A 22834-nucleotide genomic window follows, 5' to 3' on the forward strand; every position below is an offset into this window, starting at 1 on the left:
AGCATGAGTTTTCAAATACTGATTTCCCAAATCACCATTTTTTTCGTGTTTCATGATCGTCTTACGATCAAGCAAAGTTGTTGCAGGACTTGCAACAATATTATTCAGAATGAGCTCTGCTGGATAAGGCTTATCAAATTTCATCACCACTGTTTTATCATCAAGAGCTTGCAAAGCATCATCAACATTTTGTTCTGTAATTCCATATTCATTAAAAATTGCTGCATTACCCATCTTCAATTTGACAACCCGCTTCATACCCCAAACAAGGTCATTGGCATTGGCTGATCTACCATCGTTAAACTTCAAACCATCACGCAAATGAAAGGTAATCACCGTACTGTGATCATCGCCTGAAACATCCCAATGTGTTGCTAAAGCCGGAACCATTTTAGCAGGATCATCTGTCGCAGTACTGACCAAATTATCACAAACATTGCGAACAATTTCACTTCCATAAACATCCGTGAGCTGCGCAGGATCAAACGTACTGATTGCATCAAGATTCCAAGCCATCACAAGGGTATCAGCTGGTGTTTTTGCTGAAACCTGTTGTACAACTACTCCCAGTGCAATAAGAGCAGCAACAAGAGATCCGCTACTTTTCAATGTTTTTCTTTTTAAGTTCATAGACTTTTCCTTTTAAAGTTTATTGTATAAATTCCCCACGCAACAAGAATGTGCAAAATAATAAAATTAGACAAACCATAGGCTCTGAAAGATAAAGTATTAAAACTTTCAAACAACACCACTTATCAACTACTCCTCATGCCCATAACTACAAACCACTCCCCAATATGCACCGAAAAACAATCTAATATATGATGAATGACATAACCTATCACCAATCAATTGATAATATTACAACGTCTACCATTGAAGGCTATAAGACAAAGACTTCTTCTCTCTTGTCGGACAAGCTCAGCTCTTCTTTACTCTAGCGTTTTTATGCCATCAAAGGACAATCCCCTGTTAGCTCAAAAACCTTAATAACAAAGAGCCTTCATAATAATTTGATATTTCAACAAAACAGAAAAATTTGCCCATCGCCCAACATCAACCACCTCTATCCCTTCTGCAAAAGGAATTTTGGATTTTTCCATAATTCCCCACTAAATAACAGCTTCTCATTATATCTTAATATCTTATTTCCAAATAAAAGGAGCACGGGCACCACAAACCTCTGACATTCCCTCACGCGTCCGTACATAACAAAGCTTTTTTCAATATCGTATTTTAAATACCTTTGCTCCTTTAACAACACTCAATTCATTGCTTGCATTTTTTCAGAAAAAAATCTTTTCAATGACTAAGGTTGAAATACCTAAATATAATACCTATATAAGCACACCCTTATCAGAATAGATAGTCTTTTTTTAAGTAAACTGTCTTGAAATATTATTTCTATACACAACAACAATAAGTCGGTTACAAAATCTTCAACGAACACAAACTCTCACCCTGACGCGGAATATCGAAACGTTATAAAATTTCTCTACAAATTCTCAGCAACAAAAGGATATCCCTTCATTTAATGAAATGAAGCGCCCTGAAAATATCGCGAAAATGCAATAAAATACGCGTATATTTCAAAAAACAGCACTGTTATTACACCAGTACTAAGGTAGTGAACTTAAAAAAGTAAGAAAAAATAAAAAATGTTTTTCTTTTATGATAATAAAATCGCTGTACTATGATAATACAATAAAAAACACGATCTTCGAAAGTATATTAAAATGAACCGAAAGAAAAAATTGTTAGATTCTTCTCATGCGTTTCTTGGAGGAACATTAAACCGTGTTAGTCTAAAATTGCTTATCCTTTCATTCTTCATTGGCATCGTAATGAATTTTTTGGGATGGACACCTCGAAACCTCATACAAAGAATAGTAGATTTTTTTCAATCACTATGGGAAGCAGGATTTATAACGCTTACAAATTTCTTTCATATAACTATGACGGGAGCTATTATTGTTGTGCCTATTTTTCTTATCTTACGAATTTTTCATAAAAAATAAAAGCCTTAACACTTTCCTTGCGCTAATCTTTTCTAAAAATCAAACGACACAAAAACCCTGTAGTAATAGCAATAATCACTGCAACAATACCATATAAAAAGCGATACTTGTGCGCTGCATAAAAAATTGTATAAGCGATATGTGCTTTAACAATTTCAAGAGTCGTTGTTGCACTATCAATAAACTGTCCATCACGAAAAAGATAAGCACGAACTTTATAATGTCCAACAGGAATATTTGCTGGCAAACGAAAATGTGCTGTGAAAAGTGTGTCAGAACCAAAACGAACACCACCTACTTCCTCGTAATAAAGGCTTTTAGCTTTTTGCAATTTTATAAGTTCATCGCGAAAACTTTGTATTTTTTTCTGATCTTGTTCATCCGTCTGTAATGGCAAATAGAGTAATCCTAACCCCAAGCGTTTATAATCTTCAATGCTCGTAATATCGTCAATTTCACGTGTTGTGACCATAGAGTAAAAAAGAGGAACCTTTTTAAAAATAAGAGAATCTGTATTAACCCATACACCGGCATTGCGTTTTTTTTCTCGCATCACCATTGTCCGATTTTGTCCCTCCAAGCTTACAACAATATCATAACGGTTCTGTCGAGAATATAACGGATCAATATTTTCCAAAACACCAGCAATATAAAGATCACGACCAGCAAAATTTGCATCCACAGTAATCGTATTCGTTGTTACGATAATTTGGACAGTTTCGTGGTCAAGTTGATCAACGGGTGTAGCTGGCGTCCCAACATGTGACCATGTAGAAAAAGAAATAAAACAAAAGAAACCTGCAATGATATATAAAAAAAATAATCTACCCATTTTTATCTCATAAGAATATCCAGAGAGAAAAGATTATCAGGGCGTATAAATAATTGAAAAGCAAGACGCATACACACAATCAACACTAAACATGCAAGCGCCATACGCAATTGTTCAGCCTTTAACTTCCGTCCAGCCTTTGTTCCATATTGCGCACCAATACTTCCTCCAAGCATTAACAAAAAAGCCAAGACAATATCAACGGACTGATTAGTCATACTTTGCAAAACTGTCGTGAAAGAAGACACAAATGTAATCTGAAAAAGTGAAGTCCCAATCACCACACTAGTTGGAACACGCAGAAGATAAATCAATGCTGGTATCATAAAGAACCCCCCACCAATTCCCATAATAGAAGACAACAACCCCACAATGAGACCAATCCCTAAAACTGGAATAATGCTAACATATATCATAGATGTCCGAAAACGCATTTTTAAGGGTAAGCGATGAATCCAGTTATGTCGACCAGCAAGACGAATATTGGCTTTTCCTGCCTTACGCTTGCGCATCATATCATACCAACTTTCAACGATCATTAAGCTTCCTACACTTCCAAGAAGAATCACATAAAGAAGCGAAATCATTAAGTCTAATTGACCTAACTTTTTCAAAACAGAGAAAACCTGAATCCCGATTAAAGAACCACCCCCTCCTCCAATCGCCAAAAGAATACCAAGTTTAATATCGAGCGTACGTCTTCTAAAATGTGTAATTGCTCCTGTTACAGATGACGCAATCATCTGGTTAGCACCTGTTCCAACAGCAATAGCAGGAGGAATATTATAAAAAATCAATAACGGTGTGATGAGAAACCCACCACCGATTCCAAAAAGGCCTGAAAAAAAACCAGCAACAACTCCCATACCAATCAAGATCAGCATATTGAGTGACATTTCAGCAATTGGTAAATAAATACTCACCTACAGAACCTTCAAGATAATTTGAGGTTTTTTTTTACAATTAGAGAATCCTTCTCCAATTATCCTCTTTTCCAATAATCTCTGTTGCGTGTTTAAAAGAATAATTTTAGTTACTATAGCTTTCGCACAAACACGAATGGGCAATACATTTCACATCTATTAACATCAACATCATACAAATTAAAAAAAACGAGCTCCTTTTAAAAAGCTATAAAGACATAACGTTATCGCTACCACAAATACAACGGTAAAAAAACAAAGAACACTTTTTTTTACCAAATAAGATAAAAATGAGACATGTTCCCGAGACTGCACCTTTAAAGAAGAAAAATCATTCTCACAGCAATGATTAGATACCTGAACATCCATCATACCCTTTTCTTCTATCACAGCACACTTCACTACTCCCTCATCCTTTTTAAAAGAAGATTTCAGAGCATCACCGAGCAAAGAGCTTCTATTTCCTTGCTGCAACGTATTTTCAACATTTATTTGGAGTGGAATTATACCGTTTTGTTTCGAAAAATTTTGCACCTTTTGAAGGAATAAATGTTCTTGATTTTCCTTACATTCCATATGAGCAAGTTTTTGTACAACAGAAACAGGTGATTTTGAACAAGATACCCGTCGTGTTACCGCTTCTTCTTCTAAGCTTTTTTTTTCGCTCTGCAAACTTTTAACAATTGTTTTAATCTGCTCTAAAGACTCAAAAAGCTTCTTTTCTCTTTGACGACGTATATAATGTTCAGCTAAAATGGCTCGACTAATATCATCTAAGTAAGATTTAAAATCCTCTTCTACAGAACCCTGCTGCATCAAAGAACGGGGCGGATGCTTCATTTGCATTTGCGTATAAACGGTGCGTAATTTTTGAGCAATGTCCGACATCGTTACTTCTACAGAAGTATCCATTCTCTCTTTCTGTTCAACAAAAGAAAAGAATTTACCATTCCTAACCTGATTGGTAGCCTGATCGATCGTATGACCCTTCGTATTCACAAACGCCTACCCCTCATTAACCTTTTTGAAAAGAATCGCAACAAATGATGAGAAAGTGTGCTCTATTTTAGTAAATAGAGCTTTAAGAACTCCTAAAAACTTTTTTTTAGAAATATTTTCCCCAATCTTTATCCAAAATATTTGAAAAACAGATCTTTAATTTTTCTGTCTTCAAGATTTGAAGAGCAAAATCATTCCCCCATTTTTATCTTTTTCACTTAATTTTTCATTGTGTAAAGGACCTATTGCACCATCATAAACAAAGCATAAGAAACTAATAAAGAATATTCTCACAAGAAAGATTGATTTTTTTACTTTTTATTCAAGCAAATAAGGCAATTATAGCAATGCAAAAATATGAAGATTAAAAATAACGACGAGAAAGTACAAGTAAACGTAAAAAAAGCTTATATGAAAGATAACACAAGTTATAAATGAGACTTCATTCTAAATAATTTGGTTTCTTATGAGTATTGCTATAAACTTGTGGTCATACTAAACAAAGAGGATCATTATGAAGATAATTGTCGCTGTCAAACGTGTTGTTGATTATAACATCAAGATACGCGTCAAACCCGATAGTACAGGTGTTGATCTGTCTCACGTAAAAATGTCTATGAATCCTTTTGATGAGATAGCCGTGGAGGAGGCTATTCGCCAGAAAGAATCCGGTAAAATTTCAGAAGTTCTTCTTGTTTCAATTGGGCCAGAAGCAGCCCAAGAAACTCTACGAACAGGACTTGCAATGGGCGCTGATCGCGCACTTCTTGTCACAACGGATCAAACACTTGAACCCTTAGCAATTGCTAAGGTTCTCAAAGCTATTGTTGATGAAGAAAAACCCGATATGGTCTTTTTAGGAAAACAAGCAATTGATGACGATAGCAACCAAACAGGACAAATGCTCGCTGCTCTTCTTGGTTGGGGACAGGCAACTTTCACCTCACACCTTAACATAGAAAATGAGCATGCTACAGTTACTCGTGAAGTTGATAATGGAACACAAACTCTTTGTCTTCCCCTTCCCATGGTTATGACCGCCGATCTACGGCTCAATGAACCGCGTTACACCTCTCTTCCCAATATAATGAAAGCAAAAAAGAAAATCATTGAACAAAAACCTCTTGCTAATCTTGGAATCGATACGGAAGCACGCTTAACAATTTTAAGCGTTGAAGAGCCAAAACCCCGTCAATCCGGTATTAAAGTGGCGAATGTAGCAGAGCTTGTCAGTGCGCTAAAACAAAAGAACTGCATTTAATATTCTCACCACTAGAGTAAAAGCAACACTCACATAAAAGGGCAAAAACTTATGGCAATTCTTTTATTGGCTGATCATAATACAGAAGAAACAGCAAAAGCGCTCACCGCTGCACGCGCACTCAGTAATGATATCGATATTCTGGTGTGCGGAGAAAAAATTCAAACGATAGCGGAAAATAGTGCTAAACTTAATGGTGTGCGGCAAGTTCTTATTGCAAAAGCAGACTATTTAGCCCATCAACTTGCCGAGCCTATGGCAGATACAATTCTCACGTTAGCAAATGATTATGATGTGATCATGGCTACATCCAGCAGCACTGGAAAAAATGTGATGCCACGCGTAGCAGCCCTTCTTGATCTTATGCAAATTTCAGACATTACCGCTGTTCTTTCACCCGATACCTTCAAACGACCCATTTATGCAGGCAATGTACTTGAAACCGTCCGCACCAATGATCATAAAAAAATTATAACAGTTCGTACAGCTTCTTTCACACCAACGCCTTCCCAAAATAATTCTGCTCCCATTAAAATAATAACACCAGCTCCCAATCCAAATCTTTCTTCTTTCGTAAAAGCAGAAACCAACAAAAGTGATCGTCCTGATCTTACCTCTGCGCGTGTTATTGTATCAGGCGGGCGTGGTCTTGGTTCTCAAGAACAATTTACGGCACTTCTTCTTCCCCTTGCCAACAAATTAGATGCCGCTTTAGGTGCCAGCCGCGCAGCAGTTGATGCAGGCTATGCTCCCAATGACTGGCAAATTGGACAAACAGGGAAAGTCGTTGCCCCTAAACTCTATATCGCCGTTGGCATTTCCGGTGCAATCCAGCATTTAGCCGGTATAATGGACGCACAAATTATTGTTGCCATTAATAAAGATGAAGAAGCTCCCATCATGCAAATTGCTGATTACAGCCTTGTAGGTGATCTCCACCAAATTATTCCAGAATTGGAGAAAGCTTTATAAGCCATGAAAGCACCTCTGCATGACCAACGTGAAAGTATGGAGTTTGATATAGTCATTGTCGGAGCAGGACCTGCAGGACTTTCTGCCGCAATTCGTTTTAAACAAATTAATCCTGAGCTTTCTGTCACAATTGTTGAAAAAGGGACCGAAGTTGGTGCACATATTCTCTCGGGCGCAGTTGTTGACCCCATTGGTATCGATACACTCTTACCAGAATGGAGAAATGACAACGACCATCCCTTCACAACCCCAGTCACCCAAGACCAATTTTTTTTTCTAAAGTCTCAAAAAGCGACACTATTGCCCAATATTTTGCATCCCAGAATCTTATCAAATAACGGATGTTATATCGTTTCGCTTGGGAGCGTCTGCCGCTGGCTAAGCAAAAAAGCTGAAGCGTTGGGTGTTGAAATCTATCCTGGTTTTGCAGCAACAGAGCCCATCATCCAAAAAGATAACGGAGCTATCATTGGTGTTCTCACCGGTGATATGGGGCTTAACAAAGATGGTACTCATGGAAAAAATTATATGCCTGGTATGGCGTTATTGGCAAAATATACTCTGATTGCGGAAGGAGCACGCGGCTCAATTGCAAAACAACTAATACAACATTTCAACCTTAGCAAAAATCGTGAACCACAAAAATTTGGTCTTGGCCTCAAAGAACTCTGGGAAATTGATCCCCATAAACACCAACGCGGTTTAGTGCAACATTTCACCGGTTGGCCCTTAGACAATAATACCGGTGGTGGTGGCTTTCTTTATCACCAAGAAAATAATGTCATTTCTGTCGGTTTTGTTGTGCACTTAGATTACAAAAATCCTTATCTTTCTCCTTTTGAAGAATTTCAACGTTTTAAAACACATCCAAAACTCTATGAAATCTTCAAAGGTGCAAAACGTCTTTCCTATGGTGCACGTGTTATCAGCGAAGGAGGTTGGCAATCTGTACCAAAACTCACCTTTCCTGGTGGAGCACTTATTGGCTGCTCTGCTGGCTTTGTCAATGTTCCTCGTATCAAAGGCTCACACAATGCCATCTTATCTGGCATATTAGCTGCCGATAAAATCGCTACCGCTCTCGCGCAAGGACGTGCCCATGATGAGGTCAAAGAAATCGAAGAACAGTGGCGAAAAGGTCCTATTGGCAAAGATCTTTATAAAGTGCGAAATGTCAAACCGCTCTGGGCAAAATATGGGACAAAATATGGAATTAAACTTGCCGGTTTTGATATGTGGTGGCAACAACTGTTCGGATTTTCCTTATTTAAAACACTCCCCCACAAAAAGGAAGATTATGCATATCTTGAAACAGCAGAAAAATTTCAACCCATTGCTTACCCAAAACCAGATGGTGTTGTAACTTTTGATCGCCTTTCAAGTGTTGCCCTTTCCAATACTCACCATGAAGAAAATCAACCTTGCCATTTAAAAATAGCCTCATTAAGAAAACAAAAAGACTCCGAATATGCAATCTATGGGGCACCTTCCACACACTATTGCCCCGCCGCTGTCTACGAGTGGCTAGAGTATAATGATCATCTGACTTATATTATCAACGCTTCAAATTGCATACATTGTAAAACATGCGATATCAAAGATCCGAACCAAAATATCACTTGGACCTGTCCGCAAGGCAATGAGGGCCCCTTCTATCCCAATATGTAATGCCCCAATGTATAATCATTGTTCACTCTCCTAAAATTGAAATATACAAAACGTAATAAATAAAAATATTTCCCTCAGATCAGAAATCTATCAATCCCCTTCCTGCATACGTTCTTTCACAATGTAAAAAGGACTCTATTTTCATATAAAACACTCTCCCCACCGCATGACTTTTTTCAATAGCAAAACATAACATATTTTTATCAAAAATTTTTTATCTAAATGACAAAACAATAATGAATATATCTTGACAATTCTGCGATAAAGAAACAGCCGCGCTTCTCGAAAATCTGAAGGAAAATAAGTCCGCTCTACTTTGCCCCCTCTCCTATATGATCCAAAATGCTTTTAGCCCCCTCATAAGAAACATCAATTGTTTTAACTAGCCAAGAACAAAACCCATGAAGATGCGCTTCAAGTTTATTTTTTCTCTTACACTTTGCCAAGTAATGCTCACTAAAGAAAACCACAGACAAATGTAGAAAAAACATTGCGAGATAACGAGATAAAGAGCATGCTTGTTCAAGCTATTTCAATGTTTCTACTAATAATGACACGAAAAAATCTTTAATATCACATTGACCTTTTATTTTTTCATCAAGGATAATCCCCTTGCATCTAACCTTTACCAATCGCAATGAATATGTACAAACACCGTAAGAATAAGCAGATGCCAAACCATGGAGACTATCGCTATTAGCAAAACCATCTGATAAAAAGCCAAAATAGCTTTCATGACCACTCTATGACGCGTTTTATAGGGTTGTTTTTCTTATAAAGCTTGTGCATTCGCTGTTTCTTGTAAATCAACATCCAAATTTAACACAAGTAGTATATTTAAAAGAAAGATTAAGGTAAATGAAAGCTCTGCGCGCCGTTCCAGCTTTTGTAGTTAGAGCAAAAATATTGCGTATTCTATTTGATTAATCTCTGAAACGAAAATACAGCTTCATTTAGCAAGAATATGAAATCTGAAAGGAGAGAAACCTGTTTTCCTCTTTACTATCATCTATCCATTCGGTTTTAGAACTTTCAAAAGCATCACAATATCTTTTAAAAAGAAGAAACCACAAATTGCCCCTGCTTTTATTACTTACGTTTTTTTATGGGAGCATATCCTTCAGAAAAATAAGGCATCCAAAATTAAAACAGACTTGTGTTGTTCACTCATGGGCTTGTTTTTAAGAGATAGCTCTTAACACATATCGAACAATTATTTTGCGACACTATTCAAAAAAAGTATAACGTACTCCTGTGAACAAACACTTCCATATTTACGAAATAAAAAATACGAGCTAACAGCATCATTTTCTCTGCGAGCCCCAGTGATGCAATAATCTTTGCTTTGAGAAGGCTTCAAAGTGCACGAAAATGATTTTGATTAATTGACTATGAGATGAGATAGTTTTACGATATTTAAAGCTCCTAATCAATATGCAAAACGATAAATTATCAATTATAAATCAAATCTTTAAGATAAAAATTAGCCTTAAACGTTTCTAAGGTACTCATTCATACTGTTAAAGCTGTAGAGAATATGAAAAAATGAAATATTTTTCTGATAAGGGCTTATCTTTGATCAATAACAATACAATTAGCTGTTTATGTTTCAAAACAGGCTGTTTACATTTGCTCAGAAAAACAGTTTGGATATCAATAGAATATTTGAAAGATAGGCGTTATGGAAATAGTCTAAAAAGCTTAGCTTTTAAAAGAGCACAGCCAAGCGTGAGATGGTGGCATAGGTAAAATTGTTTTTTGGTTCTCGAAGGAAAAACTTTATAGAAAATCATGGAGCTGATAGAATATTGGTTACATCTGGAATTTGTTTTACTAAAAAAATAACGCGGATCAAAATAGATAATAATGTTAGATTAAGACGTTAAAGATGAGATTATCTTATTGAAGTGTAATCGATTATTCGAGTAAGGTAAGCCTTTATAATGATAAAAATGTGCTGGTAAAAATGAGCCAAAATGGCTTATGAGTATGGATAAAAATCTTGTGGTGAGGGAAATTTGATGAAAAGAAAAGAGCATGTGTGAAAAAGCATATTTTATAGGTGCGCATGCTTATTCTGCACCCGTTATAGAATCAGGGCTTTATCTTGTGGCAACGCCTATCGGAAATCTTGCAGATATTACGCTTCGTGCTTTGCAAGTGCTTGCAGGAATTGATATTTTAGCGTGTGAGGATACGCGGGTAACACGTATTTTGTTGGAACGTTACGGTATTCAAAAAAAAACTTTTCTCTATCATGAATATAATGCGCAAAAAGCGGGTCCGAAGCTCTTAGCGGCTTTAGCAGAAAACAAAACAGTAGCGCTTGTTTCAGATGCGGGAACACCACTTATTTCTGATCCCGGATTTAGATTGGTAGAAGAAGCCCGTAAAGCTGGTCATAAAATTATTCCTATTCCTGGAGCATCCGCTCTTTTAGCCGCTCTTATACCGACAGGGCTTCCTACTGATAGCTTTTTTTTTGCAGGTTTTTTGAGTGCACGCAAGCTACAGCGCAGAAAACGGTTGGAACAATTAAAAGAGATTCCAGCAACTTTGATTTTTTATGAATCACCGCATCGTCTTGTTGAAACTTTACAGGATATGGTCACTCTTTTTTCGGCTGATCGACCTGCTGCCATTTGTCGTGAATTAACAAAGAAGTTTGAAACAGTAGATGTTTCCAATTTAGGGAATTTGTTGGAAAATTACAGAAAACAAGCACATATTCGTGGGGAAATTGTTGTGCTTGTTGGAGAATCATCCTCTTCTTTAAATGTGATAAGTGATCAAGAAATTGATGAAATGCTATTAGAACGCGCGCAGACACATTCTGCTGCTCAAGCAGCAGCTTTGGTTGCAAAAGAGACCGGTTTTAAAAAGCAGGAACTTTTTCAGCGGTTAGTTTTTTTAAAAAATGCGTAAGATGATACAAAAAAAACGCAGACAAAAGTCTTTTTATCGAGGGATTCGTGCAGAAAAATTGGCAGCTTGGTGGCTACGTTGCAAAGGGTTTCACATTGCCGAAATGCGTTTTAAAACAAAATGTGGGGAAATTGATTTAATTGCACGACGTGGAAATCTTGTGTTAATTGTTGAAGTTAAAGCACGTTCAACGTTGGCTGAAGCAATGGAAGCGGTTTCCCGAATGAATGAAAGGCGAATTGAGGCAGCAGCCGATATTTGGCTCGCACGGCAAAAAGATTATGCCCTTTTATCTGTACGCTTTGATTTGATTGCAATTTTACCTTGGCGTTGGCCACAGCATATCCCTGCATTTTTTACATCTGATCAATAAGAGGCAGACCCCATTTTAACTATACTCAATAAAAAACATTTCGTTTTTATGTGCATATGCGTTAAAAAGTGTGTAACCGTTTGAGCGCTATAAGGAGTGAAATATGGATGATTATGAAAAGTTTGCAACAGGTTTACTCATTGTTTTTGGAGCGCTGATTATTGGTGGTTTAATGGCAATGCATATTGTACTTATGAATAAACCAGGTTTTTTATTTGCATTAGCCGCAGCTGTTGTTGGTTGGTTTTCTGCTTTTGCCGTTCTCTTTGACAAACCAAAAATCTATTTGGGCTTGATTATTCTTGCTATGATATGTGTTGCCTCTTCAATTAGCGCTTATGTTAGTTAAAACACCTGAGATGTTGATTGAGATTCCTTTTAAAATATAAAACTGAGAAATAGAAATGAAACTTGGCTTTTTGGGAACGGGTACAATCAGTGCTTCAATGGTGAATGGACTCATGACAAGCACCTTTGATGTTTCTTCCATTATTGTTTCACCTCGCAATGCACAAACAGCAGAGCGCCTTTCAAACACTTATGATAAAGTTATAATTGCTGAAAATAACCAAGCGTTGCTTGATGTTAGTGATTGTGTTTTTCTTTGCTTGCCCAACCAAATTGCAGAAGGCGTTTTGCGCTCTCTTCATTTTCGTCCAGAACAGCTGGTTATTTCTGTACTTGCTATGGCAAAAGCAGCAGAAATAGAAGAGTGGATTAATCATAAAGTTTATCGTGCTGTTCCATTACCTTTTGTTGCAGAATGCAAAAATTTGACACCAATCTATCCCGATCATCCCTTTTTACGCACTTTATTTGATGCATTGGGGGGCACATTGGTGCTGGATAAGGAAGAGCAATTTAATCTTTTTATGACAGCTGGTTCTCTGATGGGAGTATATTTTAATTTTATAGAAACAGCCCATCAGTGGTTTATAACACAGGGGTTAAAAAAACAGCAATCAGCAGAATTCCTTACCATGATGTTTGGAAATCTTACGGATGAAATGCGTAAAATTATAGCAACGAATCGTTCTGCATTTCTCGATTTTGCATTGCTTGAAAAAGAGTTTTCAACAAAGGGTGGAACAAATGAATTTTTGTCAAATTACTTTTCTCATCAAGGGGGAAGGAATGCTTTAACAACGGCTCTTGAGGCTACTTTGCAAAAAATGAATGCTTCTAAAAAGACTTGACCAACATTTTTTTATCATCTCAATAAGAAAGAGCTAAATGTTGAAGATTTATATCAAGAAAACTCATATCGAAAAATGCTTTTTACACCTGAAAAAGATACCACCTTATGAAAAGAATTGATTTTTTAAATATTTTTTACAACCTTTTACAATTTTTCTAAATTATTTTTATTTTTTGTCTTCTTTTATCCTCAATACCAATATTTTTTCTACCTCATGGCTCTATCTCTTCTAATTTGGGTCCCCTTCAGGTTATCCAAACGTATGAATAATTTTTTGTTTATTTAACCTATATACTCCACTCACACATTAAAACTTCCCCTTACAAAGAAGCAACTATTTTTACGTCTTCCATGATTGTGTTTTAATAAACTCTCTTAAACAAACATCCATTTAAAAAAGTTGATTTTTTATTTGATCAACAATTTTACGATACAGTTTAGTATGCTCTTCACTAGGCTTAGCAACAAAAATAGGGATCCCCTCATCTGAAGAAAATCGTAAAGCTGCATCAAGCGGTATTTCCGCTAGGAAAGGGACTTCTCGACGTTCCGCTTCTGCCCGTGCACCACCATAGCCAAAAATATCATAGCGTTTTCCCGTATCAGGGGCGATAAAATAACTCATATTCTCAATAATTCCTAAAATAGGAACATTGACTTTCATGAACATTTCTATTGCTTTACGCGCATCCACTAAAGCAAGATCTTGGGGCGTAGAGACAACCAACGCACCTGTTAATTGTACCTGTTGGGCAAGCGTTAATTGTGCATCCCCTGTACCGGGCGGCATATCAACGACTAAAACGTCCAGAGGTCCCCATACAACATCTCGTAACAATTGCGTTACCGCTGCCATAACCATAGGACCACGCCATACTACCGGCTTTTCTTCCTCAACCAAAAATCCCATCGACATCAATTTAAGTCCGAATTTTTCAAGAGGTTGAATCTTTTTTTCTCCAATGAGCTGTGGTTTTTGATTAACAAGTCCTGTCAAACGCGGCAAAGATGGACCATAAATATCAGCATCCATCACCCCCGTCTTGAAACCAGAATCTTGTAAAGCTAAGGCGATATTTATTGCCATCGTAGATTTTCCGACCCCTCCTTTTCCAGAAGCAATAGCAATCACATGCCGCACACCTTCTATGGGCATTTTGACCGGTAAGAGATTTGCTCTCCGTCTAGGTGCTGCCTTTGTTGTTTTTTCTGCTGTAAGTGTGACAACAACAGATTCCACTCCCTCCAAAGCACATACCACCTTTTCAGCAGAACGACGCAATGATTCCCATTCTTGCACACCTCCATCAGGAACTGTAATGGAAAAAAAAACCTTACCATCAGCAATCAATATTTCTGAAAGAAGCCCCAACGACACAATATCACTTTCAAGATCTGGTCCTTTGATTTTACGTAATACGTTGCGGACAACCTCACTTGTAATAGGATCCACGTTCTTTCCTCTCTATAAAAATACCAGCAAATACAAGCATAAGAACGAAAAATACTTACAGGTTCATCACCTGATAATTTTCTACTTTACTCAGAATTATAAAGTATAAATTACTTATATCTTATCCCTTTAAAAATATGAAACCATCCTAAATAAAGGATCTCAAACATAAAATCTGCTATAAAATCCTATCAATCGTGTTTGTCTACAACCACTTTAATGAATGTTCTGATAAAAAATTTGTAAAAACAAAAACTGAAAAAAACTTTTAATATTAAAGGATACTTTAAATTGAGCATACAGTAATCAGTCACACTTTCTTTAATTCTTTAACGCCCTAGTCATTTATTTTCTGTAGACTCAATCGTTATTTTTGACACTCTTACAGTATCGTAAAAAAGTATCACAGACAGTTATAAGGTGTTTTGTATTCTTTCAAGAGCGAGAAAAACAATCTAAGATTGACTTTTTTTATATTTTTCCTTATGGGTTAACAGCCGTATGATAGGATAAAATCATTCATCTCGCGCATAACTGCTCATAAAACGAAGATTAAGAAGGGCCGCACTCCGCGGTATTTAAATAAATGAAACGTACTTACCAACCCTCTAAACTTGTCCGTAAACGCCGCCATGGGTTTCGTGCACGCATGGCCACAGCTGGAGGACTTAAAGTTATTGCTGCAAGACGTGCTCGTGGACGTAAGCGGCTCTCTGCTTGATCATTTAAATTTTCACAATCGTTGAGGATCGCTCACCATTTCTTCGTTGTGAAACTTTTGTTATGAACCTCTAATGCCTGCTTGCAGGCATTTAGTGAAATTGCGAAATGTTCTTTTATGAAGAAAAAACATCCCTGCCGTATTCGCAAAAGAGCAGAATTTTTGGCTGTCCGTACAGGAGAAAAGCGGCGTGGTCCTTTGTTTTTGCTCGAAGTTAAATCTCGTGAACAAACAACAGAAAAAAAAGATTCTCTTGCTGCACGTGTAGGATTCACTGTTACCCGTAAAAACGGTAATGCTGTGAAACGTAATCGTATCAAGAGGCGCTTGCGTGAAGCCGTAAGAGTTGGTGTAACAAACCACATGGAAGCAGGAACAGACTATGTCATTGTAGCATATCGTGATGCGTTACATGCGCCTTTTACATCCTTAATTAGTGAGTTAAATCGGCGAATAAAACCAAAAATAAAACATCAGCAACAACAACAAGGGTGTACGGATGGAATATAACCGCAATTTCTTTATCGCTATTGGCTTATCTTTCGTAGTGCTCATCGCATGGCAATTTCTCCATGTTGCTCCCAAACAAGCAAAGTTACAAAAACAACAAGTCATCACACAGCAATTGTCAAAACAACAATCAGCCCTTTCTACTACCACGACGGATTTTTCTGACGATACCTCAACGCATCAAGCAGCATCTATCATCGAACAGCCAATGACACCTGAAATCCGGAAAGCTGTATTGGCCAAAACAAAGCGTATTGCGATCAAAACTAATGAACTGGAAGGCTCTATTAATCTTGTTGGTGCACAATTTGATGATCTTCACCTCAAAAAATATCGTTTAACAGTCGATAAAAAATCACCGGAAATCGATTTGCTTAATCCTAAGGGTTTCAAAACGACCTATCTTGCTGAATTTGGTTTTGCAAGTGCATCTTTACCAGCAAAAGCTTTGCCACAATCGAATACACAATGGGAAATAGAGGGAAACAATACAATCTTGACTCCTTCAACACCCATCACTTTAATTTATAATAATGGACAGGGACAGATCTTCCGGCGTATCCTTTCTGTTGATGATCATTTCATGTTTACCATTGAGGATTCTATCAGCAATGAAAGTGATGAACCAATATATCTCTCGTCCTATGCCCGCGTTGCACGTGCAGCACCACCAGAACATACAAATGCAACCTATTTACTTCATGAAGGTATGATAGGTATTGCAGGAGATTCGCTCAAAACTGAAAAATATAAAACCTTAGCAGAGCTTGATCCAAATCCGGATAATGGGCAAAAGAGTATGACTTTCTCAAAAGTAACAGGAGGTTGGATTGGTATTACCGATAAATATTGGGCTGTAGCAGTTATTCCCCCGCAAAATAAAGAATATACAAGCCGTTTTATTTATTTTGATCGTTTGCAAACGCATTATCAGTCTGACTTGCTAGGATCGCTTTTAACGATTGCCCCAAATGAAACAAAAACTATTACAAATCGGCTTTTTGCTGGTGCAAAACAAGTTGAAATTATTAATAACTATCAAAATGATCTAAAAATCAAAAAGTTTGCTCTTTTAATTGACTGGGGTTGGTTTGATTTCATCACCAAACCAATGTTTTCTCTCATTGATGTTCTTTATAAACAAACAGGAAATTTTGGTATCGCCATCCTTCTTGTCACGGTGCTCTTAAAAACTCTTCTTTTTCCTCTAGCCAATAAATCTTATAAATCTATGGCACGCATGAAGCTTTTACAACCGCGGTTGCTAGAAATAAAAGAAAAATATCCCGATGATAGAACCAAGCAACAACAAGCAATAATAGAACTATATAAAACCGAAAACATTAATCCCCTTGCTGGTTGTTGGCCAATGTTGGTTCAATTCCCAATATTCTTTGCTCTTTATAAAGTTCTCTATATCACCATTGAAATGCGCCATGCCCCTTTCTTTGGCTGGATTAAAGATTTAGCGGCACCCGATCCAACTTCTCTTTTTAACTTGTTTGGTCTCTTACCGTATACAACTCCAACATTCCTTATGATTGGTGCATGGCCTTTGATTATGGGAATAACGATGTTTTTACAAATGCGTATGAATCCCGCTCCTCAAGACCAAACCCAAGCGATGATATTCACATGGATGCCTGTTGTCTTTACTTTTATGCTCGCCTCTTTCCCTGTTGGTCTCGTTATCTATTGGGCATGGAACAATATATTATCAATCATTCAGCAAGGTATCATGATGAAGCGCCAAGGAGTTAAAATTGAGCTTTTCGATAATCTGAAAACCATGTGGAGAAAATCACCCAAAAAAGAAGTGCATGAATGACAAGAGATTCTTCCCTTTCTGGAATTTTTTTTCGCAATTGGATTTTTATTCGTGGTGTACCAGCAATACGCTTTCTCCCCCCTGAAGGACCACCAGAAATTGCATTTGCAGGACGTTCCAATGTTGGAAAATCATCTTTAATAAACGCACTCGTCCAACAAAAAAGCTTAGCACGCACCTCAAATACACCAGGACGAACTCAAGAGCTTAATTATTTTGTCCCTGATGGCTTCAGTGGGCAGCTGGGAGATCTTCCCCCTCTAGCATTAGTAGATATGCCTGGTTATGGTTTCGCTGCTGCTCCTAAAAATCTGGTTGATGCGTGGACAAATTTGATTTTTAGCTATTTACGGGGACGCACAACATTAAAACGTGTATATATCTTAATTGATTCACGGCACGGAATCAAAAATAATGATGAAGATGTTCTTGCTCTCCTTGATAAAGCAGCCGTTTCTTATCAAATTGTTTTGACAAAAAGCGATAAAATCAAATCAAATGCCTTGGAAAAATTAATTATGAGCACACAAACAAAGCTTCTCAAACGTCCGGCAGCTTATCCTGAGCTTCTTGTAACCTCTTCAGAAAAAGCTCTCGGTTTAGAAGAATTACGTGCTGCCATTTTGCAAACCATCGCATAAAAGAACAATTGCTATTATTAACAATTTATTAATTATAATTACTAGCAGCTGCTAATGATCTTGTACTTCTAGTCAAGCATCTTTATAAAAATGATTACTTGAAAGAATTCTCATCAACTCTATTTGATAGTGTAAATTATGCTGACACTTTTTCACTCTCCCCTATCCGCTGCCTCGCGCTTCATACGCCTCATTCTTGGGGAATATGGTGTAACCACTCAACTGATTGAAGAATATGAATGGGCAAGAAGACACGAATTTCTAGCCCTCAATCCCGCTGGTCATGTTCCTGTTTTTCTCGATGAACACGAGGTTCCATTATCAGGTCCTCTTGTTATCTGCGAATATTTAGACGAAACACATGGAAGTTTACGACAAGACAATAAGCTCTTTCCGGAAAATCCTTTAGATCGTGCGGAAGTACGCCGTCTCAATGACTGGTTCTTAAATAAATTCGAAAATGAAGCAACGCGCCATATCGTACGAGAACGAATCCATAAACGTGAAATGCCACTTGCCATTGGCGGTGGTGCTCCTAATTCACAAATTTTACGCAATGCACGTGCCAATATTTTACCACATATGAACTATCTCAACTGGCTCTGTGCTTCTCGCGATAGCTTAGTCGGCTCTGCCTTGTCCTATGCAGACCTAGCAGCAGCAGCCTCTATTTCTGTACTTGACTTTCTAGGGGAAATTGACTGGGAACAATCTCCTGCTGCCAAAGACTGGTATATGAGAATTAAATCACGCCCTTCTTTTCGTTCTCTTTTAACAGATCGCGTCCGCGGAATTGTTGCAAGTGCTCACTATGCAGATCTTGATTTCTAGCCTTCTCCCACAAACAAAAGTAAAAACAATATTTTATCTAAAGGATATTTATAGGCTTATGAATTTTTATGCATGCGTATAAACAATACGATAATACATTGATTTAGAATCATATTAAACAGAGAATAAGCCCCCCATAATATTTTCTTATTTTATCCCCCTTATAATGCATGAAAAAAATCACTTTCTTGACGTATCACAAAAAAGATTAGCATAGGAATAATAAGAAAGGATTTTAAATACTCTCTTTAAATATAAGAGCTGTAGCATCACTGGAAGCTAGGCAAATAAAATAACAATACTTAACACATATTATCCTCCATTCTCCCCAATATATGAAAAAGCGCATTGCATAACATATATACTCTTTGCTCTATAATAAACAAAGCCTCATCATGCGTTTTTACAACATAACAATTTTTTCAACTGACTTTCCTAAAAGATAAAGAATCCGACCAACTCTCGTGTGTAAACAATCCAACTTCTTGTTGCTCCCTTATTTCCACCCCCCTTTTACGTGATTTTATTAATAGATAACATATTGATATAAAATGATTAAATAATCTTTTTTTTTAACTTGAATCATCAATTCCAAATACCTTTTTCTCATTACCTTCATCAAATTTGAAACAATCAAAATCGCTTGCTTATGCGTCACATATGGAATTGGTTCGTGAAAAAATATTAAAGAAAAGAATGGAAATGCCTAAGTACCAAGGATTGTTAAAACATTAAAGGCTAACAAAACGTACGGTAGTGCTAATTTTCTCTTTTATGAAGCATAAAGATAGTGGCGCAGAATAGATTGTATATTATTCATGGATACTCTCTCGTGATACCACTCACGAGCACTATCATAAAATAAGTTTAGAAGTATTGAGAAATATTTCTTTAAGACAAGCGCATGAATTGACAACATAAGTGTATTTGTTTGGGAGATCTTGTTTTGCATGAAGAACGCCCCTCCCCTTAAAGAACGAAAGAAACAAAAACGTGAAGTAATACACAATCTTCATTAGGTTTCATAAGCAAACCTTACTTAGGAATATTCATCACACACTCTAACGAAAAACATCTCTATTTAGATTTGTAGATCATATATTACTTTCTCTAAACAACAGTGTTTTACAGCACAACAAGATAAATTAAAGCAGGAAAACTTTTTTCCTATAAAGAAAAAGAACCATTGGAAAGAAGGCAAGAATTTGCCTATACTGCACAGTGAAATGTCATAAGGAGATAAGAATGCGCCTTACAGTTGTTGGTGCAAATGGAAGAATGGGACGTGAACTCATTACAGCAATCCAACAGAGGAGAGATGTAGAACTTTGTGCTGTTCTTGTACGCAAAGGCTCACCGTTTGTAGGAAAAGATGCCAGTGCCTTAATTGGTTCAGATTCTCTTGGAATTGGCATTACTGACGATCCTGAAAATGCCTTTTCTAACACAGAAGGTATTTTAGATTTTTCTCAACCAGAAGCCAGTATTCTTTATGCTAACTACGCTGCTCAAAAAAGCCTTATCCATATTATTGGCACCACAGGATTTAGCAAAACAGAAGAAGAAAAAATTGCAGATTTTGCGAAATATACAACAATTGTCAAATCCGGAAATATGAGCCTTGGAATAAATCTTTTGGCCAACCTTGTAAAGAAAGCCGCTAAAGCATTAGGCGCCGATGATTTTGATATCGAAGTTTATGAAATGCATCACGCGAACAAAGTTGACGCCCCTTCTGGAACAGCCCTTCTTCTTGGCCAAGCAGCAGCTGAAGGGCGCAATGTTATGCTTAAAAATGTATGTGTCAACGAACGCAATGGTCATATAGGTAAACGCGAAAAAGGCTCCATTGGCTTTTCTTGTTCACGTGGTGGAACAGTTGTTGGAGAACACAGTGTCATTTTTGCCGGTTCCCATGAGCGCATCATTCTTTCACATACAGCGCAAGAACGCTCTATCTTTGCCAATGGCGCATTAAAAGCAGCTTTGTGGGCAAAAAATCATGAAAACGGTCTTTATTCAATGCTCGATGTTTTGGGATTGAACGATGAATTTTAAACAATCAATAGAATAGAGGCAATTCATAATGGAACGCATACTTGTACTAATTCGTCATGGACAAAGTGAATGGAATCTCAAAAACCTTTTTACCGGTTGGAAAGATCCCGATTTAACAGAAAAAGGTCATGCAGAAGCGATAGCAGCAGGAAAAAAACTGAAAGAATATGGTTTGAAGTTTGATATCGCTTATACATCTGCCTTACAGCGTGCTCAAAAAACGGCTCAGCACATTTTAGAGCAAATGGGACAATCAGATTTAGAAGTGATAAAAAATCCCGCATTAAATGAACGTAATTATGGTAATCTTTCTGGTTTAAATAAAGATGAAGTACGCCAACAATGGGGACAAGAGCAAGTGCAAATGTGGCGCCGCTCTTATACGATTGCGCCCCCGAATGGAGAAAGCCTACGCGACACCGGTGCGCGCATCTGGCCTTATTATCTTTACCACATCCAGCCTCATATTTTGCGCTCCCAAACTGTTTTGATCGCAGCGCATGGAAACTCTCTTCGTGCTCTTATTATGGCGCTTGAAGGTCTCTCCGGTGAGGAAATTATATCTCAAGAATTAGCGACCGGCATTCCTATTATTTATACATTTAATCCGGATTCAACAATTTTATCGAAGACAGTCCTCGCACCTTAAACTTCTAAAATCATGATCTCCCAAAAAATCAATTCAATCGTTTTAAGCTAAAAAAATAAATTCTATAATTTCATTGACAGAATTGCTTCATACGCTTAGATCAATTTTATGAGCCCAGATGGCGGAATTGGTAGACGCGCAGGTTTCAGGTACCTGTGCCGCAAGGCGTGGAGGTTCGAGTCCTCTTTTGGGCACCATGCTCTTTTTTATCCAAAATAATTTATTGAGTTTCCATATGTTTTTTACAGTGAGGGACGCGTAAATAAAAGTGAGGGAATAGGATTTTGCAACACTTCTCTATAGGACGCCTCTTTTTTTACCAACTTTCTCAAGAAAGTCTTTTAATTCTGCTACGGTTTGTTGTGAAAAATTCTCTAAATTTCTAACAAACTCACCAACAGCTTCACGCCTCAACGGATCAGAAGTCTTGATTGTAAAACTTTTGCGACAAGCATAAGCTGCTTTCCTTAAGAGTAAAGCCTTCTCTTTATCTAAACCATAAAGCTCTATGATCTTTTCCTCCAGTCCTACAGGAACAGATTTTTTGCCAATCTCGACAGAAGATAAAAATGATACAGATATATCTAATTTCTTAGCCATATCTAAAAGGCGTTCTGAATGATCAACGCGAAGTTTACGTAAAATTTTACCAAAAGATGTAACCATATAAAAAGTCCTATTAGAGAAGAAATATTTTCTTCTGATTCTAACAAATCTTTTTATGATTTTCCTCAATTATTGCGAATCAAGAGTTCTTTTCGGGGTGGTTTTTTAGCCGTACCTGCTGTCCAAAGAGTCTCTAATTCTAAGATGTTCTAACTTTTTGTTATCCATCTTTTAAGATGTGAGAAGCTATTCTCTATGGCGTCCACAAAACGGGAAAAATCTATTACGAATATAAAGAGGATGAAGGCAATCAATTTCATGATGCGTGACATCATCTTTAAGCCTTGATAGGTCTCTATCATCTCGTG

21 protein-coding genes and 1 tRNA gene are annotated in these 22834 nt (G+C 37.2%); 16 read left to right on the forward strand and 6 right to left on the reverse strand.

The window, feature by feature from the left end; all coding sequences use genetic code 11:
* The coding region (locus ACFINF_RS07875) for an ABC transporter substrate-binding protein (RefSeq protein ID WP_375620398.1) at window positions 1–630 on the reverse strand (630 nt) is incomplete at its 3' end.
* A 1106-nt stretch (window positions 631–1736) separates the two neighbouring features.
* Between ACFINF_RS07875 and ACFINF_RS07880 the strand changes: the two genes are divergently transcribed.
* The gene (locus ACFINF_RS07880; protein WP_375620399.1) at window positions 1737–2018 is read left to right on the forward strand and encodes a DUF6460 domain-containing protein; all 282 of its coding nucleotides are present in this window, start codon (window positions 1737–1739) and stop codon (window positions 2016–2018) included.
* 22 nt (window positions 2019–2040) lie between these two features.
* On the opposite strand, the gene ACFINF_RS07885 is transcribed toward ACFINF_RS07880, so the two are convergent.
* The 3 genes from ACFINF_RS07885 to ACFINF_RS07895 form a co-directional block, all read right to left on the reverse strand.
* Window positions 2041–2850 (reverse strand): TIGR02186 family protein, encoded by an 810-nt coding sequence (locus ACFINF_RS07885; RefSeq protein WP_375620400.1) that lies wholly within the window; start codon window positions 2848–2850, stop codon window positions 2041–2043.
* Window positions 2851–2852: 2 nt separating this feature from the next.
* Complete coding sequence (locus ACFINF_RS07890; protein WP_375620401.1) at window positions 2853–3773, reverse strand: sulfite exporter TauE/SafE family protein; 921 nt, start codon at window positions 3771–3773, stop codon at window positions 2853–2855.
* A gap of 180 nt (window positions 3774–3953) precedes the next feature.
* Window positions 3954–4772, reverse strand: coding sequence for a hypothetical protein (locus tag ACFINF_RS07895; RefSeq protein WP_375620402.1), 819 nt, complete (start codon window positions 4770–4772; stop codon window positions 3954–3956).
* A gap of 514 nt (window positions 4773–5286) precedes the next feature.
* Between ACFINF_RS07895 and ACFINF_RS07900 the strand changes: the two genes are divergently transcribed.
* The 7 genes from ACFINF_RS07900 (at window position 5287) to ACFINF_RS07930 (ending at window position 13167) form a co-directional block, all read left to right on the forward strand.
* Window positions 5287–6033, forward strand: coding sequence for an electron transfer flavoprotein subunit beta/FixA family protein (locus ACFINF_RS07900; protein ID WP_375620403.1), 747 nt, complete (start codon window positions 5287–5289; stop codon window positions 6031–6033).
* Between the two features lie 51 nt (window positions 6034–6084).
* Entirely contained in the window at window positions 6085–7005 is a 921-nt protein-coding gene (locus ACFINF_RS07905; RefSeq protein ID WP_375620404.1) for an electron transfer flavoprotein subunit alpha/FixB family protein, read from the forward strand.
* 3 nt (window positions 7006–7008) lie between these two features.
* Window positions 7009–8673 carry a 4Fe-4S dicluster domain-containing protein gene (locus tag ACFINF_RS07910; RefSeq protein WP_375620405.1) on the forward strand — a complete coding sequence of 555 codons (1665 nt, stop codon included), beginning with the start codon at window positions 7009–7011 and terminating at the stop codon, window positions 8671–8673.
* 2037 nt (window positions 8674–10710) lie between these two features.
* Window positions 10711–11598, forward strand: a complete 888-nt coding sequence (gene rsmI, locus ACFINF_RS07915) for a 16S rRNA (cytidine(1402)-2'-O)-methyltransferase (RefSeq protein WP_375620406.1) — start codon at window positions 10711–10713, stop codon at window positions 11596–11598.
* Between the two features lie 4 nt (window positions 11599–11602).
* The gene (locus tag ACFINF_RS07920) at window positions 11603–11971 is read left to right on the forward strand and encodes a YraN family protein (RefSeq protein WP_375620416.1); all 369 of its coding nucleotides are present in this window, start codon (window positions 11603–11605) and stop codon (window positions 11969–11971) included.
* A gap of 103 nt (window positions 11972–12074) precedes the next feature.
* A complete protein-coding gene (locus tag ACFINF_RS07925) occupies window positions 12075–12320 on the forward strand; it encodes a hypothetical protein (RefSeq protein ID WP_015856281.1) in 246 nt (81 codons plus the stop codon).
* Between the two features lie 55 nt (window positions 12321–12375).
* Window positions 12376–13167: a pyrroline-5-carboxylate reductase gene (locus ACFINF_RS07930; RefSeq protein ID WP_375620407.1), complete on the forward strand. Its 792-nt coding sequence runs from the start codon at window positions 12376–12378 to the stop codon at window positions 13165–13167.
* Window positions 13168–13560: 393 nt separating this feature from the next.
* Here the strand turns inward: ACFINF_RS07930 and ACFINF_RS07935 are convergent, their stop codons facing one another.
* Entirely contained in the window at window positions 13561–14622 is a 1062-nt protein-coding gene (locus ACFINF_RS07935) for an Mrp/NBP35 family ATP-binding protein (RefSeq protein ID WP_375620408.1), read from the reverse strand.
* A 586-nt stretch (window positions 14623–15208) separates the two neighbouring features.
* Between ACFINF_RS07935 and rpmH the strand changes: the two genes are divergently transcribed.
* From rpmH to ACFINF_RS07975, 8 genes are all read left to right on the forward strand, one after another.
* A complete protein-coding gene (rpmH, locus tag ACFINF_RS07940; RefSeq protein ID WP_375620409.1) occupies window positions 15209–15343 on the forward strand; it encodes a 50S ribosomal protein L34 in 135 nt (44 codons plus the stop codon).
* Window positions 15344–15460: 117 nt separating this feature from the next.
* The gene (gene rnpA / locus ACFINF_RS07945; RefSeq protein WP_375620410.1) at window positions 15461–15853 is read left to right on the forward strand and encodes a ribonuclease P protein component; all 393 of its coding nucleotides are present in this window, start codon (window positions 15461–15463) and stop codon (window positions 15851–15853) included.
* A complete protein-coding gene (yidC, locus tag ACFINF_RS07950; protein ID WP_375620411.1) occupies window positions 15843–17681 on the forward strand; it encodes a membrane protein insertase YidC in 1839 nt (612 codons plus the stop codon). The genes rnpA and yidC overlap by 11 nt, the downstream gene beginning before the upstream one ends.
* Window positions 17678–18322: a ribosome biogenesis GTP-binding protein YihA/YsxC gene (yihA, locus tag ACFINF_RS07955; protein WP_375620412.1), complete on the forward strand. Its 645-nt coding sequence runs from the start codon at window positions 17678–17680 to the stop codon at window positions 18320–18322. Before yidC ends, yihA begins: the two co-directional genes overlap by 4 nt.
* A gap of 138 nt (window positions 18323–18460) precedes the next feature.
* Window positions 18461–19153, forward strand: a complete 693-nt coding sequence (locus ACFINF_RS07960; RefSeq protein ID WP_208439566.1) for a glutathione S-transferase family protein — start codon at window positions 18461–18463, stop codon at window positions 19151–19153.
* A gap of 1245 nt (window positions 19154–20398) precedes the next feature.
* Entirely contained in the window at window positions 20399–21211 is an 813-nt protein-coding gene (dapB, locus tag ACFINF_RS07965) for a 4-hydroxy-tetrahydrodipicolinate reductase (protein WP_375620413.1), read from the forward strand.
* Between the two features lie 28 nt (window positions 21212–21239).
* Window positions 21240–21860 carry a 2,3-bisphosphoglycerate-dependent phosphoglycerate mutase gene (locus ACFINF_RS07970; protein WP_375620414.1) on the forward strand — a complete coding sequence of 207 codons (621 nt, stop codon included), beginning with the start codon at window positions 21240–21242 and terminating at the stop codon, window positions 21858–21860.
* 112 nt (window positions 21861–21972) lie between these two features.
* Window positions 21973–22057, forward strand: a tRNA-Leu gene (locus tag ACFINF_RS07975).
* A gap of 100 nt (window positions 22058–22157) precedes the next feature.
* Here the strand turns inward: ACFINF_RS07975 and ACFINF_RS07980 are convergent.
* Window positions 22158–22526, reverse strand: a complete 369-nt coding sequence (locus ACFINF_RS07980; protein ID WP_375620415.1) for a helix-turn-helix domain-containing protein — start codon at window positions 22524–22526, stop codon at window positions 22158–22160.
* Window positions 22527–22834 lie beyond the last annotated feature (308 nt).

Source organism: Bartonella sp. TS25HLJMH, assembly GCF_042193505.1.
GTDB classification, from domain to species: domain Bacteria; phylum Pseudomonadota; class Alphaproteobacteria; order Rhizobiales; family Rhizobiaceae; genus Bartonella; species Bartonella grahamii.